This window comes from Bradyrhizobium sp. USDA 4503, from assembly GCF_054055815.1.
The window spans coordinates 8,227,574-8,244,761 of record NZ_JBSRXS010000001.1 but is presented as its reverse complement, the minus strand read 5'-3'; the positions used below and the strand labels follow the sequence as shown (position 1 = coordinate 8,244,761).

Here is a 17,188-nt window from a genome sequence, read left to right as displayed (position 1 = left end):
AAAGTCGAGATTCGAGGGGCATCAGACAACTATGTCCAGTTACCCGTTTGAAACCTCCGCGATCCTCGATGGCATCCGTCGCTGGGTCGAGATCGAGTCCCCGACGGAACGGCCGGATCAGCTCAACAAGCTGGCTGACGTCGTCGCGGCCGGCTATCGCGACCTGCCGGCCACCATCGAGCGCATTGCGGGACGTGAGGGTTGCGGCGATCACCTGGTCACGCGCTCGTCCTGGGGACAGGGCGTGCCGGGCATTCTGGTGTTGAGCCATCTCGACACAGTTCATCCGATGGGATTCATAAGACGACTACCGTTCAAGATCAACGGTGACAGCGCGTTCGGCCCGGGTACCTACGACATGAAGGGCGGCGCCTATCTGGCCTATCATGCATTTCGGCAGATCTGCGCCGACGACGCGCGCCCGCCGCTCGGCATCACCCACCTCTACGTGTCGGATGAGGAGATCGGCAGTCCGACCTCGCGGGCGCTGATCGAGGCCGAGGGCCGCAAGGCCAAATACGTGCTGGTAACCGAACCAGCGCGCGACGGCGGCAAGATCGTCACCGGGCGGAAGGGTGTTGGCCGCTTCGATGTGTTTATCAAGGGCGCGCCGGCGCACGCCGGCGAACGCCGCGAGGACGGCCGTAGCGCGATTCGGGAGCTCGCCAATGTGATCCAGACGCTCGAGGCGATGAACGATCTTTCGCGCGGCATCACCGTCAACGTTGGCGTCGTCCGCGGCGGCACCAAACCGAACGTAATCGCCGAACAGGCCTATGCGGAAGTCGACCTGCGCGTGCCGACTATGGCTCATGCAGACGAGTTGGTGCCGAGAATTCTCCGAATGACCTCGCGCACCGATGGCGTTCGCCTGAAAGTATCGGGCGGCTTGAACCGTCCTCCCTATGAGAAGAGCAAGGCCGGCGCTACGCTCTACGAACACGCCAGGCAACTTGCCGCCGAGATCGGTTTCGAGCTGCTCGACGCGTTCAGCGGCGGCGGCTCCGACGCCAATTTCACCGCGCCGCACACCGCAACCCTCGATGGCCTCGGCGTAGACGGCAAGGGCGCGCACACGCATTATGAGCAACTCTATATTTCATCGATCGAACCTCGCGCGCGGCTGCTGTATCGCCTTTATCAGACACTGCGATAATCCACTCATCGGTAGGCGAGCGAACTTAAGCGGAGGGTGTCGCGCAATCGGCTCCTGGTCGCGAGCACTCGATCGCTGGACGTGCGAGCCTTTTCGACAAGGGCCCTGCCAGCCGCAGAACCATTCTCATGGGAGCGCAACTTTCTGACGCAGATCGCGCGCTAGAAGCTCTCCACCCGTCCCGGAGGTCCGTCCCGATATACCTTTTGGCATGTTCACGGCGAGATTGTCAGAAAGGGCTTGAATCGGACGTAACGTTAAGTTGTACGATCTTACGGTTGGCACGCATCTTCATCCGCCGCCGGGACTGGAAGGATTGACGAATGTCTGAGCTGGTCAGAACAACCCCGCACTGGTTGGTCATGATCTTCATCCCTGACGGCCTTTCGGTCGAAACAGTGACGCAGCGCGTCTTGACCGCAGCCTTACGGCTCGCGGCTAGTTGCAAATGGTTGGGCATTGCAGAACTGCAATACTGTGGCTGCTGCAAGCCGGGCCCGCAGCGCGCAGGTGACGTCGGACGAGATCAATGCAGGGTTCGGTGCAGCGCCACTGCAGGGCTCGGCCTCTTCCCGATATTAAACCCACCCCCCTCTTCTGGCGGGACACAGCCCCAGAAGCAGTCCGCCGAACCGGCTCTTCGCTCCGCTCATGCCGGCCTGCCGGCGCATTCTCGTCGCGCAGATGTGCGACAGGCCGTGAGCCTCCAGAGGTTTTCAAAGGGCCCCAGCTGCAAGTGTCACTCGGCGTGACCGGAACGGCATCGAAGAGATTGCCTGGTATCCTGGAGCAGCAAGTTGAAAGAGCCTGACGGCGTCAACAAGGTCTTGTTGATCGACCATACTGAAGGCCAATGCCGGGCCATCATCGGCTTCAAGGATGGAGATACCAGAGCTGCCTATATGTGCGGCGAGCCTGTCTGTCAAAGACCGGGCAAGAAACAGTCGTCATGGTGCGCCTACCACTACCGGCAGATGCACACGACCGCCGCCGAGCCGAACAGAATGAGTAATCAGTCGCCAGCGATTCGCCAGGCAATATCTGTTGATCGCAACCGTGACAACAATCAATAGCTGCGTTGTCCTGCCGAAGGGTGCGATTGTCGCTTGTGCAACGGGCACCGAACCATGCGGTGGGCCTCGCGAGCGCGTTGCGAGGCCTGTCCGAACCGTTGCGCGGACCTGGATCATATGGAGATTTAGTTGGACCTCTGCACACTAGTTGAACGCAACGCAGCGTATGCTCCTGATAAAGCTGCCATCCGTTTCGAGCGGCAGACTCTAAGCTACGCGAGCCTCAATCGCCGGATAGGGCGGGCGGCTTGCGCCCTCAAGAGCCAGTTCGGGGTAGAGCGAGGAGACCGGATCGCGATCCTTAGCCTGAACCGACCAGACTATCTCGTGCTGCTGTATGCGTGCGCGCGGCTCGGCGCAATTCTCTTACCTTTAAATTGGCGCCTCGCGCCCGCCGAGCAGCTGTTCATTCTGTCCGACTCAGGAGCAAAGGTGTTGCTAGTTGAGCAGTCCTTCGACGCAGTCTTGCCTGTTGTCGCGAGGCAACTGCCTTCTGTTTCTGTTGTCGGGCTAGACTTCGCACCTATCGGCGGAAACAAACTGGACGATCTTCTGGACGCAGACTGTGGTGACGGACGCAATCCGGGTGCGGACCTGTCTTGCCCGCTTTTGATCGTCTACACTTCGGGTACGACAGGACGACCGAAAGGCGCCGTACTGCGTCAGGAAGCGCTGCTCTGGAACGGCGTCATGAGTCAGCACATGCATGACCTCACCTCGGCCGATCACGCCTTGACTGTCCTGCCACTGTTTCACGTCGGTGGACTAAACATCCAGACGACGCCCAGTTTGCATCACGGCGCGACGGTTACTATCCACAGCCGCTTTACACCGGAGACCACTCTCGACGCGTTCGAGCGCGATCGACCCACGCTGGCAGTTTTGGTGCCAGCCATGATGCGCGCCCTGACCGAGAATGCCCGATGGGATAGCACCGACCTCTCCGCGCTCAGGGCAATCTGTACCGGATCGACTATGGTGCCCCACGATCTTGTCGAGCTCTTTGTCGCGCGCGGGGTACCGGTCCTGCAGGTTTACGGTTCGACGGAGACCAGCCCGATCGCTGTGTATACTAAGCTCGGCGGGGGTCTCGTGCCCGAGGGATCGAGCGGCCTCGCAGGTCTGTGTTGCGAAGCTGCGATCATAGATGATGCTGGGCACACGCTGCCGGCCGGTGGCGCAGGCGAGATCGCAGTACGTGGGCCCAACGTCTTCTGCGGATACTGGGAGGATCAAGAGACAACCCGCAAGGCTCTGGACGGCGGCTGGTATCGCACCGGCGACATTGGTAGTCGCGACGCCGACGGGTATTTTTGGGTGCATGACCGCAAGAAGAACCTGATCATTTCCGGTGGAGAGAACATCTATCCGGCCGAAGTTGAACGTGTGCTTGTTGGTCATCCGGATGTTGCAGATTGCGCCGTCATCGGTCGACCGCATCCACGTTGGGAAGAAGTACCGGTCGCCTATGTAATCAGGCGACCGGGCGCCCGGATCGAAGCAGAAGCGCTGATCGCGCATGTCCGGTCGCAGCTCGCTCGTTTCAAGGTACCGCACGAGATCATTTTCACGCCAGAGCTACCGAAAACTGCGTTGGGCAAGGTCCAGCATTTCATGCTGAAGAAGGCTGGCGCGATATCAAGCTACAAAGCAAATGGCAATTGAGTTCGGCGGATTGCACGCGAGCTGTACTTCTCAGCGACCCCGCAGGTGACATCGTGACGGCGCAAAATGAGCTTTTCCGCCTGGGCATCTACAGGCTGTGCTGCAGCGACTTCGCCATTGTTGACCGTCTCTCGCTCTGATCACATCCCAATGCGCAAAGGTCATTGATGCCGCGGATCATAATCATGAATGCCGGCACGGCGCAAATGTCGGGCTCCGATCTGGTAGCAGCTCAACTTTCGCTCGCCGGCAACTCGGTTTACCGTTCGGCGTGGTTTGCTCAGGAGGGCGATCTGATAGTGTCCCCCCTACCTATCCCGACGGATCTGCTCTCCTACGTTGGCGCGACGCTTAATTTCGACGCCTCCAGTCTTTCATTGCTTGTACCTGGAGGCGGCCACGAAGCGCCGATCCTCAACGATTACGCACTGCTGTCCAACAGCATGGTTGAGCAGATCAACAGGCATATTCGTCAGAAATCATCCTGGAGCATGTATCCCTGCTACTCCAGCGAAGGCGTGGCGCGGCTGGCGTCCGTGCTGGGTATACAGCAGACTGGCGACGAATTCGCTCTACAGCGTGGGCCTGATCTATTGAACCGCAAGAGCCACTTCCGTCAACTGGCGACAAGTGTCGCACTTCCGTTGCCCAATGGTTCCATAACGACGAATTCGAACGAACTGCTCCGAGCGGTCAACTCGCTCCGGCACGAAACCGGCAGGGTCATTGTGAAGCTGGATAATGGGGCCGGCGGGGTCGGAAATGTCATTCTGAGCAGCAATGAAGACGGTCCGCTACCCGGGGCGAGAGAGACCCGACAGATTGCCTGGCCGTCGTTCGATCCGGACGCACTTTGGTCTGAGATGACAACTGCGTCATGCAAGACGTTGGTGGTCGAATCGTACCACTTGGCGCGAACTCCGTTCTATCTCGAGTATGAAATCGAGCGTGATGGCTCAATCACTTTCATCAACAGTGGGAATATTCGACTACGCCGGAGCACCGATCGATCTGAACGGGCTCTGATCTGGACAGGGCTTGAGCTTCCAAGCGATCTGGGGAATGAGCAATGGTTGACTGCGCAGGCGCATGCCTACCGATTCGTATCCCTTGTCCGCAATCTAGGATATCGCGGACCAATTAATATTGACGCCATTTTCGCGAACGACGGACGGCTGCTATTCAATGAAGCGAACGGCCGCTGGGGTGGCGGCTCGGTGTTGCACAGCATTGCCGTCCGGCTCCTGGGCTTCGACTACTCCGGCTCCTACGTTATTTCATCCGTGAGGAACGTTCGATCGAGTTCGCTCCGGGCTGCACATGAACGTTTCGCCAAGGAGGGTTTTCTATTCGATGGCACACGCAAGCAGGGCGTGATCCCGCTTGCCGTTGACGAGGAGGCTGGCACGGTGGAGTGCCTCGTGATTGCGTACGACCGGGCCGCCGCCGGCGATCTGAAACAACGGCTCCTGACACTGGTTTGATTCGAATCACAGTAACCACATCTATCCTGCCACTTCATTCATTCGAACTTGCCCCTGCTTCCGGTAGCGTGCTGGAGAACGGCACCTGGGAGGTGACCCGAAATCCGCGTCCGTCTCGCCTGATACGGATATCCGTTGCCGGCTGCGCTGTTCAGCCGAGAGACTAATCCGGGCGAAAACCGGCGGTCCGATGGAGTCCGTCAGCGCAAGCCGCGATCAGTCCTGAGGCGACCGCGAAGTGCCGGTCGATCGGCGATGAGGGGCTCGAGGTGCAGCGGCTCACGGTCCGGCCGCTCTCCTTGTGCCAATCGTCCGACCAGTGCTCGCGTCGCGTCCATCACGAAGACTTCGCATTCATGACCGTTCTGCTGCTGGGCCATCCGTGCCGCTTGAAAGCGAGAGCCGAGACGCGCGGCGAGTTGTTCTGCAACGGCACTGTTGCGAAGCCCGGCAGAGTCATAGTGATAGGCAACCGCGGCTGTCGGCATGCGCCAATCAACCAGCAGCAGCGACCAATGCGATCCGCCGCCCGCAACTTCAGCATCATTTACCGGGACGAACAGGAAGTTGGCGACATCTGTATCATCCTCATCGAACATCTACAGCAGGATCTGCAGGCGGTCGCTCTCACTCGGAACCAGGCGCAATAGCTGGACTTGCGCCGGCTGTTCGAATCGGGTCTTGCGAGCAAGATCTGGATTGTTCCAATACAACTCCTCTTCAACCAGCGTAATCGGCGGCGATATGTTCGTCGTGCAACCATTCGGTTAGGCCAAGCCGCTGTCCGCTGTGCCCATCCACCGAGGTTGTGGGAGCCACGCCTTCGGTCCCGGCATCAGTTGGCGTGCGTGATGGCGCAAGCTGGCCATCATCACGCAATCTTGAGACAGCAAATCAATCAGGGCCTCGACACCCCGCTCGACATCAGACGAACGAGTCTCGACAGAGGATGGCGTTGCCGGCAGCACGCTCCAATCAAAGTCGGGCGACGTCGGCGGCGACCAGCTCGAGGTGGATCCAGCTGTTGCCGGCCGTGCTACTTGCTCTGCCTCCGGCGCGCGCTCGGGGCTGGCTAACCCGGACCACGCCGGAAGGTCTTCCAACGCCCCCCAAAGCTGATCCTGATCGTAAGCCGTCGGCAGAAGCAATGGCCAGCTGACAGGTCCCTGCGATGGTCCTTGCTGCGAAGCGGCGTCCACAACGTCCCCCGAGGCAGCTTGCGGCGCCGTCCCGTAGCCTTGTCCACTCTGTTCCTGTGAGACGGAAGCATCCGGCTGATTGGCTGGAGGCTGCGCCAACGCTTCGGCTTCTGAAATGCTGATCTGGCTCGACTGCCGCTCGAACGCGCCGTTTTGCGCAGCATTGTCGATCCTTTGCCTCTTCGCCGGTCCGGCGCCCGCCGCCTCGTGCTCATCATCGCCAAGAACATGCTCGGCGGAGAGGAAATCGCCCCAATCAGGTGCATTGATCAGCCCGTCTGCGGCAATCGCATTCTCGTAGCTCTCGCTCAAGGGGTCCAGGTGCTCACCGGGATCTGGAGCCTCGTGAGGGTGCGGAATCCGCGCGAGCGGCGAGAGGGTGCTGGCTGCAGGCGGTACCGCCGAGAGATGGTCGTACTCTTCCGTGGCAACATCCACAGGCGAATTGGCGGCTCCTAGTGGTGCATTGTCCGGCGCAGCTTATCAGCCGCGCGCCTGAGTTCCATGGCGCGAACACCTGCGGCCGATTTGGCCAGATGTGCCAGTGCGGCACTGGTCTTTGCATGACCGCCGGACCTCTTGTAGGTCTCGACATCCTCATCCAGCGACTCGTCGGATAGTCGGGCGGCAATGCTCTGCTTGTGGTTTTGGCGCAAGTAACTGCTGAAACCGATAAGGAAAGGTGCATAGTTTCTGGCAGTCGGCCGGGATTCTGCGGCTTTGTAGTCTTTGATCAGGTCCGTATCTTCGGGATAAGGGCTGAGCTCAGCACGGGGCTTCCTCGGCGCAATCCCGGCAGCCGACTGAGAGGCCCGCAGATGAGCCAGTGACGCCGTGATCTGCTGCTCGCCCCCATTCGCCTTAAATGACGCGGCGTCTTTATCGAGCGACTCCTCTCCGGTCCGGGCGGCAATCGCCGGTTTGTTATTTGCTAACAGCCACTGGCTCAATTTGCGAATATGACGGGCGATCGCCTGGGCGCTTGCCTCTTCGTACCTGGCTGCGACGAGTGCCTTCTCGAGCGCCGAAACAAGCTGCGCGTCTTCGGGATGGAAGAGTTTCACGACCGTTTTGGCGCGACTTGCATTGGGCGCAATTCCGTCTGCCGACCGTGAGGCCCGCAGATGTCCCAGTGCCGTGAGAGCGCGCCGTTTGCCGCTCTTGTCAAAAGCTGCTGCATCCTCATCCAGCGACTTATCGTAAAGCCTGGCAGCAATGGCCAGCTTTTGGTTTGCAACAAGCCATCGGCTGAATCTTCGGAGAATCCGTACATTGGTTTGGGCGGTGATCTTCTCGAACTTCGCCTGGATGAGTGAGTTCTCAAGCCCGGAAATGAGTGGCGCATCCTCAGCATGCAGAGATGCAGGTTTTCTCGCACCTGTCCGCAAATGCTTTAGCGCGGCACGGATCGCCCTGGAGCCACCGGACTGCCTATAGAGATCCATATCTTCGAAGAGCGACTCATCCTTATCCAGCCCATCCTCGTCAAGGCGAGCGATAATGCTCTGCCTGTTGTTTTCGCGCAGGTAGTGACTGAAATCGGTCATAACACCTGCATAGATCCTGGCAATCTTTGATGAGCCGGCGGCCGTCGCGTCTTCCTCGTACTGCTTGATGAGTGCTGCGTCGTCCGGATAGGCCTTTAGGTCAGGTTGGCCTGCGACCGGCGCAACTCCGCCCGCCGCCTGAGAGGTCCGCAGATGGCCGAGCGCAGTAAGGATGCCCCGCTCGCCACTCTCTTTGAAAGCCACTGCATCGCTGTTCAGCGTATTGTCGTGAAGACGCCCGGCAATTCCCTGCTTGCTGTGTTTGACGAGCCAGCGTCCAAATCTGAGAAGCGAATCGACGTGCCCCCTTGCCGTACGCACCTTGAATCTGCGCTTGATGAGTGCCTCTCTCAGGCCCTCTACGAGATGCACATCTTCAGAATAGAGGGGCTCACTGCTACGGCCTGCGAAAGCCCACACTGCCTGGCTCGGCTGCTGCACGGAGGGCACCAGCATCGCCCGGGAGCTTCCGCCATGCGATGGCGTCGAATATTCATGCTCATCGGTCTCCGTGAGGGGCAGCCCCTCGTGTCGCGATGCGCCGACCCGCTGGGCGGCGGTCTGCTCCGGCACGCCACTACCCGCATTGGTGATCTCTCTCAGCTGTTGTTCGAACGCCGCCGCATTCGCCGAGGGGGAGATCGAGGAGCTGTCTTGCGCGCCCGCGCTACCCGACTGCTGAAGCGCGCGACCAGGAGAAGGAAAGTTCATACGCTGTCACTTTCAACGGTGAAATATCGAGCCTCGGCTACAGCATGCGACAATCGCGCAATCGAGCGAGTGCGATTAGAGCATCAGCTAAACGCTTTTATTCGTCTGCCCTTTGCAATAAACTCTGGTTTCGCATGCACCGTCCCAAGGGGTCCCAGCATCCAGCTGTTTTGCTAGGTCGGATAGCTGTCGAGAACCTGACGACCCGTAACTTTCTACGAGCGGCGCGACAACACCATCGCGCACGCGCCGGCCCCCCGTTCGAAAACAGTGACGAGGTCCTGCCGCGATGTTGTCCCCAGTATTCTTATGAGGCAGGTTGCGCGACTCTATCGATCGTGGCTTCCATGGCTCCGATCAGCATTTTGGCAGCCTGGGCGAAAGGCAGCCTGTCGCGCGGGTGTTTGCGCCGACTCCCTTAAGCCAGCACAATTTCGGTCGCCGAATTCCACCATCCGCCGCCACGCTCATTCCAGCAAGCGGATCAGGTGACGATGGGCGCCAGCGAACGCATCTCCGCGCTGGCCCTCCAAACAAATGGACCCAGCAAAAACGTGTTTACTGCGCGAAGCACCTGATTTCCGCTTTGACCAACGTCTTGGCGCACCTCGCTCCGGTGGAATCTGGAACCGCCGACGCCCCCTTTGTGCGCACGAACTCGCTGCACGGATCCTGACCGGTGACTACGTCATTCCCTGCCGAATGGCTCTCGATGACCCTCAACGGATCCGAGCTGACAGCGCGTGTCGTAGCGATGGACCACCTCGCAGGACAGATTTTCTGCAAGATGAGTGTGATCTGATGATCTCACTGCCTGAAAGCTCTTTTGCTACTAAACTTATTCACAAGTATTCGAGCTAACTTGCTTCATGGCCGCTGGTAGAGCTTTCGATGACGCGCCGGTTTGTGCCGCTGCGCTTCGAACAGAAGTAGACCAGCGACCGGCGCTCCCCGGCGGATACAGGCTTCACCTCATGGCGCAGCCTACATGTTGTGACAAGCACCGCACCAAACGGTGGTCGAAACACCTGCTGTTCGTACGCGCTCGGATATACGACGAATTCGCCACCCTCAAAATCTTGCGCGAGCTGCACAATTACGGAGTACTCAAAGTCTGGATCGCTCTCGGCATCCAGATGGATACCAACAAACGAACCAGGAGGCATACGATGCAACTGACATCTACGAATCACATATTCCGACGATGCTCCCAAGATCGTTTTTAATGCGAAGCCGCGGTCCTTCCTTTCAAGCAGATCGATGATTTGCCCCGCCGCCGCGCCATCCACATTGCTGGGATTGCGGCCGGGCGGGTCCACCCTCACGCGTTTGACAAAGACGTTGTGCGAGTCGCCAGCATCTCCCAACCGCACCTCTTCTTCGGGAATATCAGCCTGCAGCTGATTGATCCTCACCAGTTCATCTTGTGTGAATAACGTCTGGGGGCCGATTATGATCGTACCCTTCACCAGCAGCTCTACGCGGAATTTCGTCAGAGCCTCTTCTGAAAGTAGGCCCTTTTTGTCATTTGCAGAACGCGCCATTGGGTTCACTCCGGGGTTTGTTCTTCAATGCAGAGCCTCGGTCCTGTTTGCATCGAGCGGAATGCTTGTTCCCAATGCTCGCCATCGAACTCGTCTATTCTGATGCCTTCGATCGTTCTTTTATCCAGGCATCGAACATTGATGCTGAATCCGGAGGGGTTCGACCGCGGCCGATAGAATGGCTTGACGCCGCAAACCCGACAAAACGTATGCCGGGCGATGTTCTTGTTGAACTTGTAAGTGGTGAGGAACTCTTCGCCACATTCAACCGTGAGCCTATCGCCAGGTACCAGCAAGTGCATAAATCCAGACATCTGACAGATCGAGCAATTGCATCGAACTGCCGAGAGCTGCCGCGGCGCCCGGACGCGGAATTTGACAGAACCACAGTGACAATGGCCACGGTGTTCGATTTCAGCTCGGTCATTTTGCTCAAGTGAGACAATTCGGAGCAGATCGTGGCACCACTGCAAGTTCAGTCGATAGGCACGATCGAACTCGTCCAGAAAGACACCATTGCGATCAGCCGGGACAAGTTCGCCAATGAGGCGGCCTGTCATTTCTCCATGATACTGCTCGGCTGGATCGTTTCCACCGACGTGGCTGCGGAAGTACTCAAGATCGTCGGGCCTCGCATCAAAGGTTTTGACCGTGGTGGTCCACAGCGCCTGGATCATCTCGGCGGCGTGCAGCTCAAAGGCGACCATGTAGGCACAACGCACCACGGGGTCTTTTGCTGATAATCCGTCATAGAGAGAATGCAGGTACCGGTTCGTCGTCGTGCTATAGTTGGGACGTATTGCTCTGCCGAGCAGTCGCGATGCATCCCTTCTAAACAGGTTTGAGTGAAACTTTTCGGTCAGCAGAATGTCGGGTAGCGCCGCCTTGCCACCCTGGAGAATTCGGCCATAGCCGCCGGTCTCATCCCAGCAAATGAAGTTTGCGACGACGCTGGTCAGCTCAATATCCCTGGAAAGATCCCGATTATGATGCATTGCATCGAATATGAGATCCTTTTGCGATCCTGCCTGCAGGTATGGAAACGCCTGCGACATCGCCAGGTATTCAGGCAGCAGGCTAGCAAACTGCTCTTCGGACAGCTCCTCAGCAAAGGGATGTGCGCCAAACAAAGCTCGCGCGCGCTCGGTCAAATGCGCGCAGAATATCTGCGCAGGCTGATCCGGCGAAAATCGAGAAGCTTGAGAAGACGTCATTTGGACGATAGCCATGAGGGAGGAACAAGCCTTGAAGAGACGAATTCTCGTCGTGACCAACTATTGGCCAGTCGAGACAGAAGAGCTCGTTGGCGGGATGGCGCTTATGATCGCAGTCGCCCTCCAGGCGAACTCTACTCTTTGTGTCATCGCGGCCACCTTTAGCCGGACGTCTTGAGCCCAATCCTGTGCACACATGGAGCACGCCCACTGATTGAAGCGGCGATAACCTGTCGGATTACGATCCAGATCAGTCCAATTCCACGCATGGTTGGCGCCTCCAGGCATCACGCGCAGAATCATGGTGAGTTATTGGCCCGCGCAAACGCATCGGGATTTTGCGTGACAGGAAGGGGCGTCTGTTTGCACGTTCGTGCCTCGCTTGACGTCGGTCGTAAGATGCATCGAATCCTCGCGGTTTCTGCACATTGCTATTTCTGGCTGGCTACGCGCTCGGGACAGCGCTGCCGGAAGGAGGCGCACCTACCGCGCTCTTGAGAGCTTCGGCCGCGATCTGCACGAGATGTCGGCGGTTCGGCCGCCACGAGCATCTGAGAAAACACCGCCGCTGGTTCTTATCCGTTCCGCCTGCACTCGTCCGCTCCCGTTGTCTTGCACGTTTTCAGCAATCGCCGTGCCAAACCTGGTCTCACGCCATAAGTTTCGGAATAGTTTGGGAAAACGTTCATACCGGCTCGTCAGGGCAGGTGTCTTGAGTCTGACACGGTTTGCATGGCTGTCGGGAATCGAGCAGCGAATAAGTGCCAGCCTCTTTCCCGCGAGGGACATGTGTCCTTGACCGCCGAGATCGCCCCAACAAGCCTCATAGCTGCCGTGAGCCGGCAAACGAAATACCTCATGTACTTGTCAATTTTGGTCTGAAATGAAGTTAGCTTGCGGCAATTGACGTTGAGATCTGCTGGTGCTCCGCGAACCGGCGGCGAAATATGTGCACCAATCTAATTATCGCCGAAAATACGCCGAAAAGATCAGGCGCTTTCCGCGCGGCCGGTAATGTCACCGATGACAAAGTCACGGCCTGATGCAATTTGGGCTGGCGTGAGGTTTTCCGAACCGGCCATTTTTGACGGGAAGGAAACTCGCGTGTCACAAACGCTTATTCAGCACGGGACGGTTAAATCGCGCGTCAATGCGATCCTGCGTGCAACGAGCGGCAATTTCCTCGAGCAATTCGACTTTTTCCTATTTGGCTTTTACGCCAGCGCTATCGGACGAGCCTTCTTCCCATCCGAAAGTGAAACAGCCTCGCTGCTCAACACCTTCGGCGTGTTCTGGCTGGGCGCCTTAATGCGTCCAGTAGGCGCAATCGTCCTCGGCGCCTATATCGACCAGATCGGCCGTCGAAAAGGCCTGATCATCACGCTATCGATCATGGCGATCGGCACTGTCATCATCGCCTTCTGTCCTAGTTACGCGACCATTGGCATTGCTGCCCCGATTATCGTTTTGGCCGGACGGCTGCTCCAGGGTTTTTCCCGCCGGCGTCGAGGTCGGCGGCGTTTCAGTCTACCTGGCGGAGATCGCAACCGCAGGCAATCGCGGCTTCTATACATCCTTTCAATCGTCCAGCCAGCAGGTCGCAATCTTTGTCGCGGCGAGCGTGGGCTACCTGCTGAACGATGCGATACCGGCCGAAACCGTCGCCTCCTGGGGGTGGCGCATTCCGTTTTTTCTCGGCTGCCTTATCATCCCGCTTATCTTCCTTCTTCGTCGAACACTGGAGGAAACGCCGGAATTTCTGGCGATGAAGAAGCATCCGAAAGCCCGCGAGATCTTTGCCTCGGCGCTGGTCGGCTGGCGCATAGTCGTTCTCGGAATGATGATGGCGATCCTGAGCACAACCACCTTCTATTTCGTCACCGTTTACACGCCCACTTTCGGCAAGACAGTCTTGAAGCTGTCCGCTCAGGACGCTCTCCTGGTGACGCTCCTGGTCGCCATGACCAATTTCATCTGGAATCCAATTGGCGGCGCCGTCTCCGACCGTATCGGCCGAAAGCCAGTTCTGCTCGCCATTGCCGGCCTTGCATTGATGACAGCGTATCCAGCTTTGCACTGGCTGGTAAGCGCTCCCACCTTCGGCAAGATGTTGGCGGTCGCGATGATGTTCTCGTTCTATTTTGGCACCTACAGCGGAACTATGTTAGGCGCGCTCGTTGAGATCGTGCCCGCGCATGTGCGCACAACTTGCTTTTCTCTGGCCTTCGCACTCGCGGCCGCCTTGTTTGGCACCTTTACACCATTGGCCTCGACCTGGCTCATTGAGCAAACCAACGACAAGGCTTCACCGGGGTATTGGCTGATGTTTTCAGCCGCGCTCGGCATCATCGCCGCACTGACGATCTATCGGGGTACCGCCAAACCGTCGAGTATCGCCGACCGTTCACACCCTGAACCAAATGACAGCACTTTGAGCGTGCAGACGGCATCGCCCTAGCATGATGCTTTTGGATGCAGACGAGTTTCGCCTCGTCGTCCTCGCCACGTCGAGGCTCCCCTTGGTTATGGTCTGGCTGGCCTTCTTACCAGATCAAGCATCACGGGCTGATGCCGCAAGATCGACTTCGAGTTTCGGTTGATGCTTGAAAATGGCGTCTATCAGCGCCTGCGCCGGTTGCTCTGTGGCCTCAACCAAGGCCGCCTTCTCAGCGCGTGCAGATGGCGCGAACACTCGCTTGACGACGGTCGGCGAGCCCTTGAGACCGCATTTGGAGATGTCCTCGACGCCGGCGTCGTGCGCGCTCCATCTCACGATCGGCGCCCGTGCGGCACGTAAAGCATCTGCCATCGCGCCGCGCCGAATCTGGTTTGTCGCCTCCAGCATGGTGACGAGACAGGGAAGCCGAGTGTGCAGCACCTGGACACCACCTTCGGAACGTCGTTCCGCTTCGATTGTGTGTGCGGCGAGATCCAGGGATCTGACCTTGGCGACGTAGGTAAGCTGCAGCACGCCCAGCCGTTTTGCGATGCCGGGCCCAACCTGGGCGGTATCGCCGTCGATGGTCTGCTTGCCCGTGAAGATGAGGTTTACCGGGCCATATTCCTTACCAATCTTCCGGATGGCTGTTGCCAGTGCATACGTCGTGGCAAGGGTGTCGGAGCCCGCAAAGCATCGATCGGTGAGCAGTACGGCGCGATCGGCGCCATAGGTCAGCGCCTTCCTCAAAGAGTCTTCCGCCGACGGCGGGCCCATTGTAAGCACGGTTATTTCGCCGCCGAACCGATCGCGCAGTTCCAGCGCGGCCTCAAGCGCAAAGAGGTCGTATGGGTTGATGATTGTCGGCACGCCCTGACGCATGATTGTATTGGTAACGGGGTGCACGCGGATCTGCGCAGAGTCAGGAACCTGTTTGATGCAGACGACATTGTGCACGGAGTTGCTCCAAAAGTTGCGACAGCTGCGAAGAGGACAGCAAGTCTCGTACCATCACGACTCTCCTTGGACTTTGCTCGCTATTTCAAAGGCCTGGACCAAACCGATCGGGCGACCTGGCCCGGTTTTCGAGGGACGAATACCGACATGCGTCCAGGCCGCGACATCCCCGTGCCGCCGCCGGGCACGTTAGGTAAATGACGCCAAGATCCTTGCGTTCAAAACCGCTTGATCTCGATTCCGTATTTCCTCAACGCGTAACCAATCTGACGCGGCGTTAGCCCCAGCAAGCGCGCTGCTTTTGCCTGCACCCATCCAGATTTCTCCATCGCCGCAATGACTCGCTCGCGATCGGCGATCTTCGCGCCGCTTACGAGGACAGTGCCGGGAGGGGCAGCCAGCGAAGCCAACTCGCTGCCGCCTGGCGGAGCCGGCGCGGTCGCTTCCGATAGCGGAACGATCGACTTAGCCAGCACCGGCGTGCTCGGCACCGGTGGCATGATCATCTGCTCCGATGTACTTTTCCACAGCATCGCGGAAAGACATTGGCCGTGGCAACAAGCGAAATCATTTCTCACGATCGCTGGCCCAGCGGACAGTGTCGCCGTGCGCTGAATGCAGTTTTCGAGCTCTCGGACATTTCCGGGAAATCCGCAGTTCATGAGCACATCAATCGCGCTCGCCTCCAAGGTCAGCGTACGCCCGTTCTCGTTGTTGAAGTTCCTGAGAAACTCGCTGGCCAGCAGCGGAATATCACTGCGCCGCTCGCGCAGCGGTGGCAGGAGCAAGGGAACGACGCTGATCCGATAGTAAAGGTCAGCACGAAACTCGCTCTTTGCCACGGCCTCTTCCAAATTCCTGTTGGTCGCTGCTATGACACGAACATCGACCTTGATCGTCTGGTTGCTGCCGACGCGCTCGAACTCTTGCTCCTGCAGAACTCGCAGCAACTTCGCCTGGAACGGCGCCGAAATCTCGCCGATCTCGTCAAGAAATAGTGTCCCTTTGTCAGCAAGCTCGAAGCGCCCCTTGCGCGAGCTGAACGCGCCGGTGAAGGCACCTTTTTCATGGCCAAACAATTCGGACTCCAGCACCGTCTCGGGCAGCGCCGCGCAATTCAGTTTGACGAAGGGCCGCTTGGCGCGAGATGACGACTCGTGAATAGCTTTGGCTACCAGCTCCTTTCCGGTCCCGGATTCACCGCGCAGTAGAACCGTGCTGTTCGATTTGGCTACGATCGCGATCTTCTCGAGAAGCCCACGGAGCGCCGGGCTGTCGCCAATGATGCCATGGACGTGGACCTTCTTACGATCCCGTGCAGGTTGCCTCAGCTCAAACAATTGCTTTTGTAGCCGGTCCTTCTCCACCATCAGCCGTTCGCGATCGCAAGCGAACAAGCGATGCAGCTTCACTGTCTGTCCCACCAGGTTAGCGATCATGGCGAGCAGCCGTGTATCGTGATCGAGCCGCAGGCTCGACCTGTCGTCCCGGATACGGTCAATTGTCAGCGTACCCACGACCTTGGGGTCGATGCGAATTGGAACTCCGATGAACGACACGGGCGTACTATCCGAGGCGCCCAGCACTTCGAGATCGGCAGCGCTGAATGCCGGCTCGGCTGCCACATTTTCGGCGACGAGAGGCCGGTCCGCCGCGACGATTTGGTCGATCGCCATCCGGGGCAAGCGCATCCGGTAGCGTTCGTCGCTGCCTTCGCTCCAACCGGCGCCCACGGTGATGTCTGGCGTCCCGTCATCGTCGAACAGTGAGACGATGCCGTGTCGCATCTGCACAAATGACTGCAGAAGATCGAGGACGTTGGCCAATGTGACTTCAAGGCGGCAAGGAGCGTTCAGTATCTTCGATATTTCGAAAATGCCGGTCAGTGCGCTCTCGCGCAGCGGCTCGACGGAGAGCTCACGTTCCGGCTCCACTTGTGAGGCAGGTCTTTCGCGTGCGGAAGCGATATGCAGCATGGGACGGTCTCCGATGTTTTGATCATCCTCCCTGGCGTTTTCTTCTGGTTTGCGAGCTTCGTTCTGCATGTCATTCTCGATTTAGCGCCAAGCGGTGACGAGATGACATAGAAGCGTAACAGCTTTTCGTGGCACGACGATAAACTTTCAGTGCGTTTTGTTTTGCGGAATGGGTGACCGACGCCAGCGTAGAACGCACGTTCCACTGCTGCAGCTCACGTCAGC

Annotated in this window: 11 protein-coding genes and 1 pseudogene; 5 read left to right on the top strand and 7 right to left on the bottom strand. The window is 58.5% G+C overall.

The window, feature by feature from the left end; all coding sequences use genetic code 11:
• Positions 1-31 precede the first annotated feature (31 nt).
• The 4 genes from ACVMIH_RS38895 (at position 32) to ACVMIH_RS38880 (ending at position 5,378) form a co-directional block, all read left to right on the top strand.
• A complete protein-coding gene (locus ACVMIH_RS38895; protein ID WP_456865845.1) occupies positions 32-1,156 on the top strand; it encodes a M20 family metallopeptidase in 1,125 nt (374 codons plus the stop codon).
• Positions 1,157-1,953: 797 nt separating this feature from the next.
• Positions 1,954-2,229 (top strand): hypothetical protein, encoded by a 276-nt coding sequence (locus ACVMIH_RS38890; protein WP_456724742.1) that lies wholly within the window; start codon positions 1,954-1,956, stop codon positions 2,227-2,229.
• A gap of 129 nt (positions 2,230-2,358) precedes the next feature.
• A complete protein-coding gene (locus tag ACVMIH_RS38885) occupies positions 2,359-3,894 on the top strand; it encodes a class I adenylate-forming enzyme family protein (protein ID WP_456865843.1) in 1,536 nt (511 codons plus the stop codon).
• 185 nt (positions 3,895-4,079) lie between these two features.
• Positions 4,080-5,378 (top strand): preATP grasp domain-containing protein, encoded by a 1,299-nt coding sequence (locus ACVMIH_RS38880; RefSeq protein WP_456865841.1) that lies wholly within the window; start codon positions 4,080-4,082, stop codon positions 5,376-5,378.
• Positions 5,379-5,578: 200 nt separating this feature from the next.
• Here the strand turns inward: ACVMIH_RS38880 and ACVMIH_RS38875 are convergent, their stop codons facing one another.
• From ACVMIH_RS38875 to ACVMIH_RS38855, 5 genes are all read right to left on the bottom strand, one after another.
• Complete coding sequence (locus ACVMIH_RS38875) at positions 5,579-5,977, bottom strand: hypothetical protein (RefSeq protein WP_456865839.1); 399 nt, start codon at positions 5,975-5,977, stop codon at positions 5,579-5,581.
• 168 nt (positions 5,978-6,145) lie between these two features.
• Positions 6,146-6,889: a hypothetical protein gene (locus ACVMIH_RS38870; protein WP_456865837.1), complete on the bottom strand. Its 744-nt coding sequence runs from the start codon at positions 6,887-6,889 to the stop codon at positions 6,146-6,148.
• Between the two features lie 143 nt (positions 6,890-7,032).
• The gene (locus tag ACVMIH_RS38865; protein ID WP_456865834.1) at positions 7,033-8,835 is read right to left on the bottom strand and encodes a hypothetical protein; all 1,803 of its coding nucleotides are present in this window, start codon (positions 8,833-8,835) and stop codon (positions 7,033-7,035) included.
• Between the two features lie 857 nt (positions 8,836-9,692).
• Positions 9,693-10,379, bottom strand: coding sequence for a 2OG-Fe(II) oxygenase (locus ACVMIH_RS38860; protein WP_456827084.1), 687 nt, complete (start codon positions 10,377-10,379; stop codon positions 9,693-9,695).
• A gap of 5 nt (positions 10,380-10,384) precedes the next feature.
• A complete protein-coding gene (locus tag ACVMIH_RS38855) occupies positions 10,385-11,608 on the bottom strand; it encodes a GFA family protein (protein WP_456865832.1) in 1,224 nt (407 codons plus the stop codon).
• Positions 11,609-12,697: 1,089 nt separating this feature from the next.
• Between ACVMIH_RS38855 and tcuC the strand changes: the two are divergent.
• Positions 12,698-14,051, top strand: a pseudogene (gene tcuC / locus ACVMIH_RS38850) (tricarballylate/proton symporter TcuC).
• A gap of 93 nt (positions 14,052-14,144) precedes the next feature.
• Here the strand turns inward: tcuC and ACVMIH_RS38845 are convergent.
• Together ACVMIH_RS38845 and nifA are read right to left on the bottom strand one after the other, a co-directional pair.
• On the bottom strand, positions 14,145-14,987 hold the full coding sequence (locus ACVMIH_RS38845; RefSeq protein WP_456827082.1) for an electron transfer flavoprotein subunit beta/FixA family protein: 843 nt from the start codon (positions 14,985-14,987) through the stop codon (positions 14,145-14,147).
• Between the two features lie 218 nt (positions 14,988-15,205).
• Entirely contained in the window at positions 15,206-17,032 is a 1,827-nt protein-coding gene (gene nifA / locus ACVMIH_RS38840; RefSeq protein ID WP_456865830.1) for a nif-specific transcriptional activator NifA, read from the bottom strand.
• Between the last annotated feature and the right edge of the window lie 156 nt (positions 17,033-17,188).

Excerpts from the sequence above, each read along its gene's own strand:
- ACVMIH_RS38895 (WP_456865845.1), top strand. The coding sequence starts at position 32 with ATGTCCAGTTACCCGTTTGAAACCTCCGCGATCCTCGATGGCATCCGT.
- ACVMIH_RS38880 (WP_456865841.1), top strand. The coding sequence starts at position 4,080 with ATGAATGCCGGCACGGCGCAAATGTCGGGCTCCGATCTGGTAGCAGCT.
- ACVMIH_RS38875 (WP_456865839.1), bottom strand. The coding sequence starts at position 5,977 with ATGTTCGATGAGGATGATACAGATGTCGCCAACTTCCTGTTCGTCCCG.
- ACVMIH_RS38865 (WP_456865834.1), bottom strand. The coding sequence starts at position 8,835 with ATGAACTTTCCTTCTCCTGGTCGCGCGCTTCAGCAGTCGGGTAGCGCG.
- ACVMIH_RS38860 (WP_456827084.1), bottom strand. The coding sequence starts at position 10,379 with ATGGCGCGTTCTGCAAATGACAAAAAGGGCCTACTTTCAGAAGAGGCT.
- ACVMIH_RS38855 (WP_456865832.1), bottom strand. The coding sequence starts at position 11,608 with ATGGCTATCGTCCAAATGACGTCTTCTCAAGCTTCTCGATTTTCGCCG.
- nifA (WP_456865830.1), bottom strand. The coding sequence starts at position 17,032 with ATGCAGAACGAAGCTCGCAAACCAGAAGAAAACGCCAGGGAGGATGAT.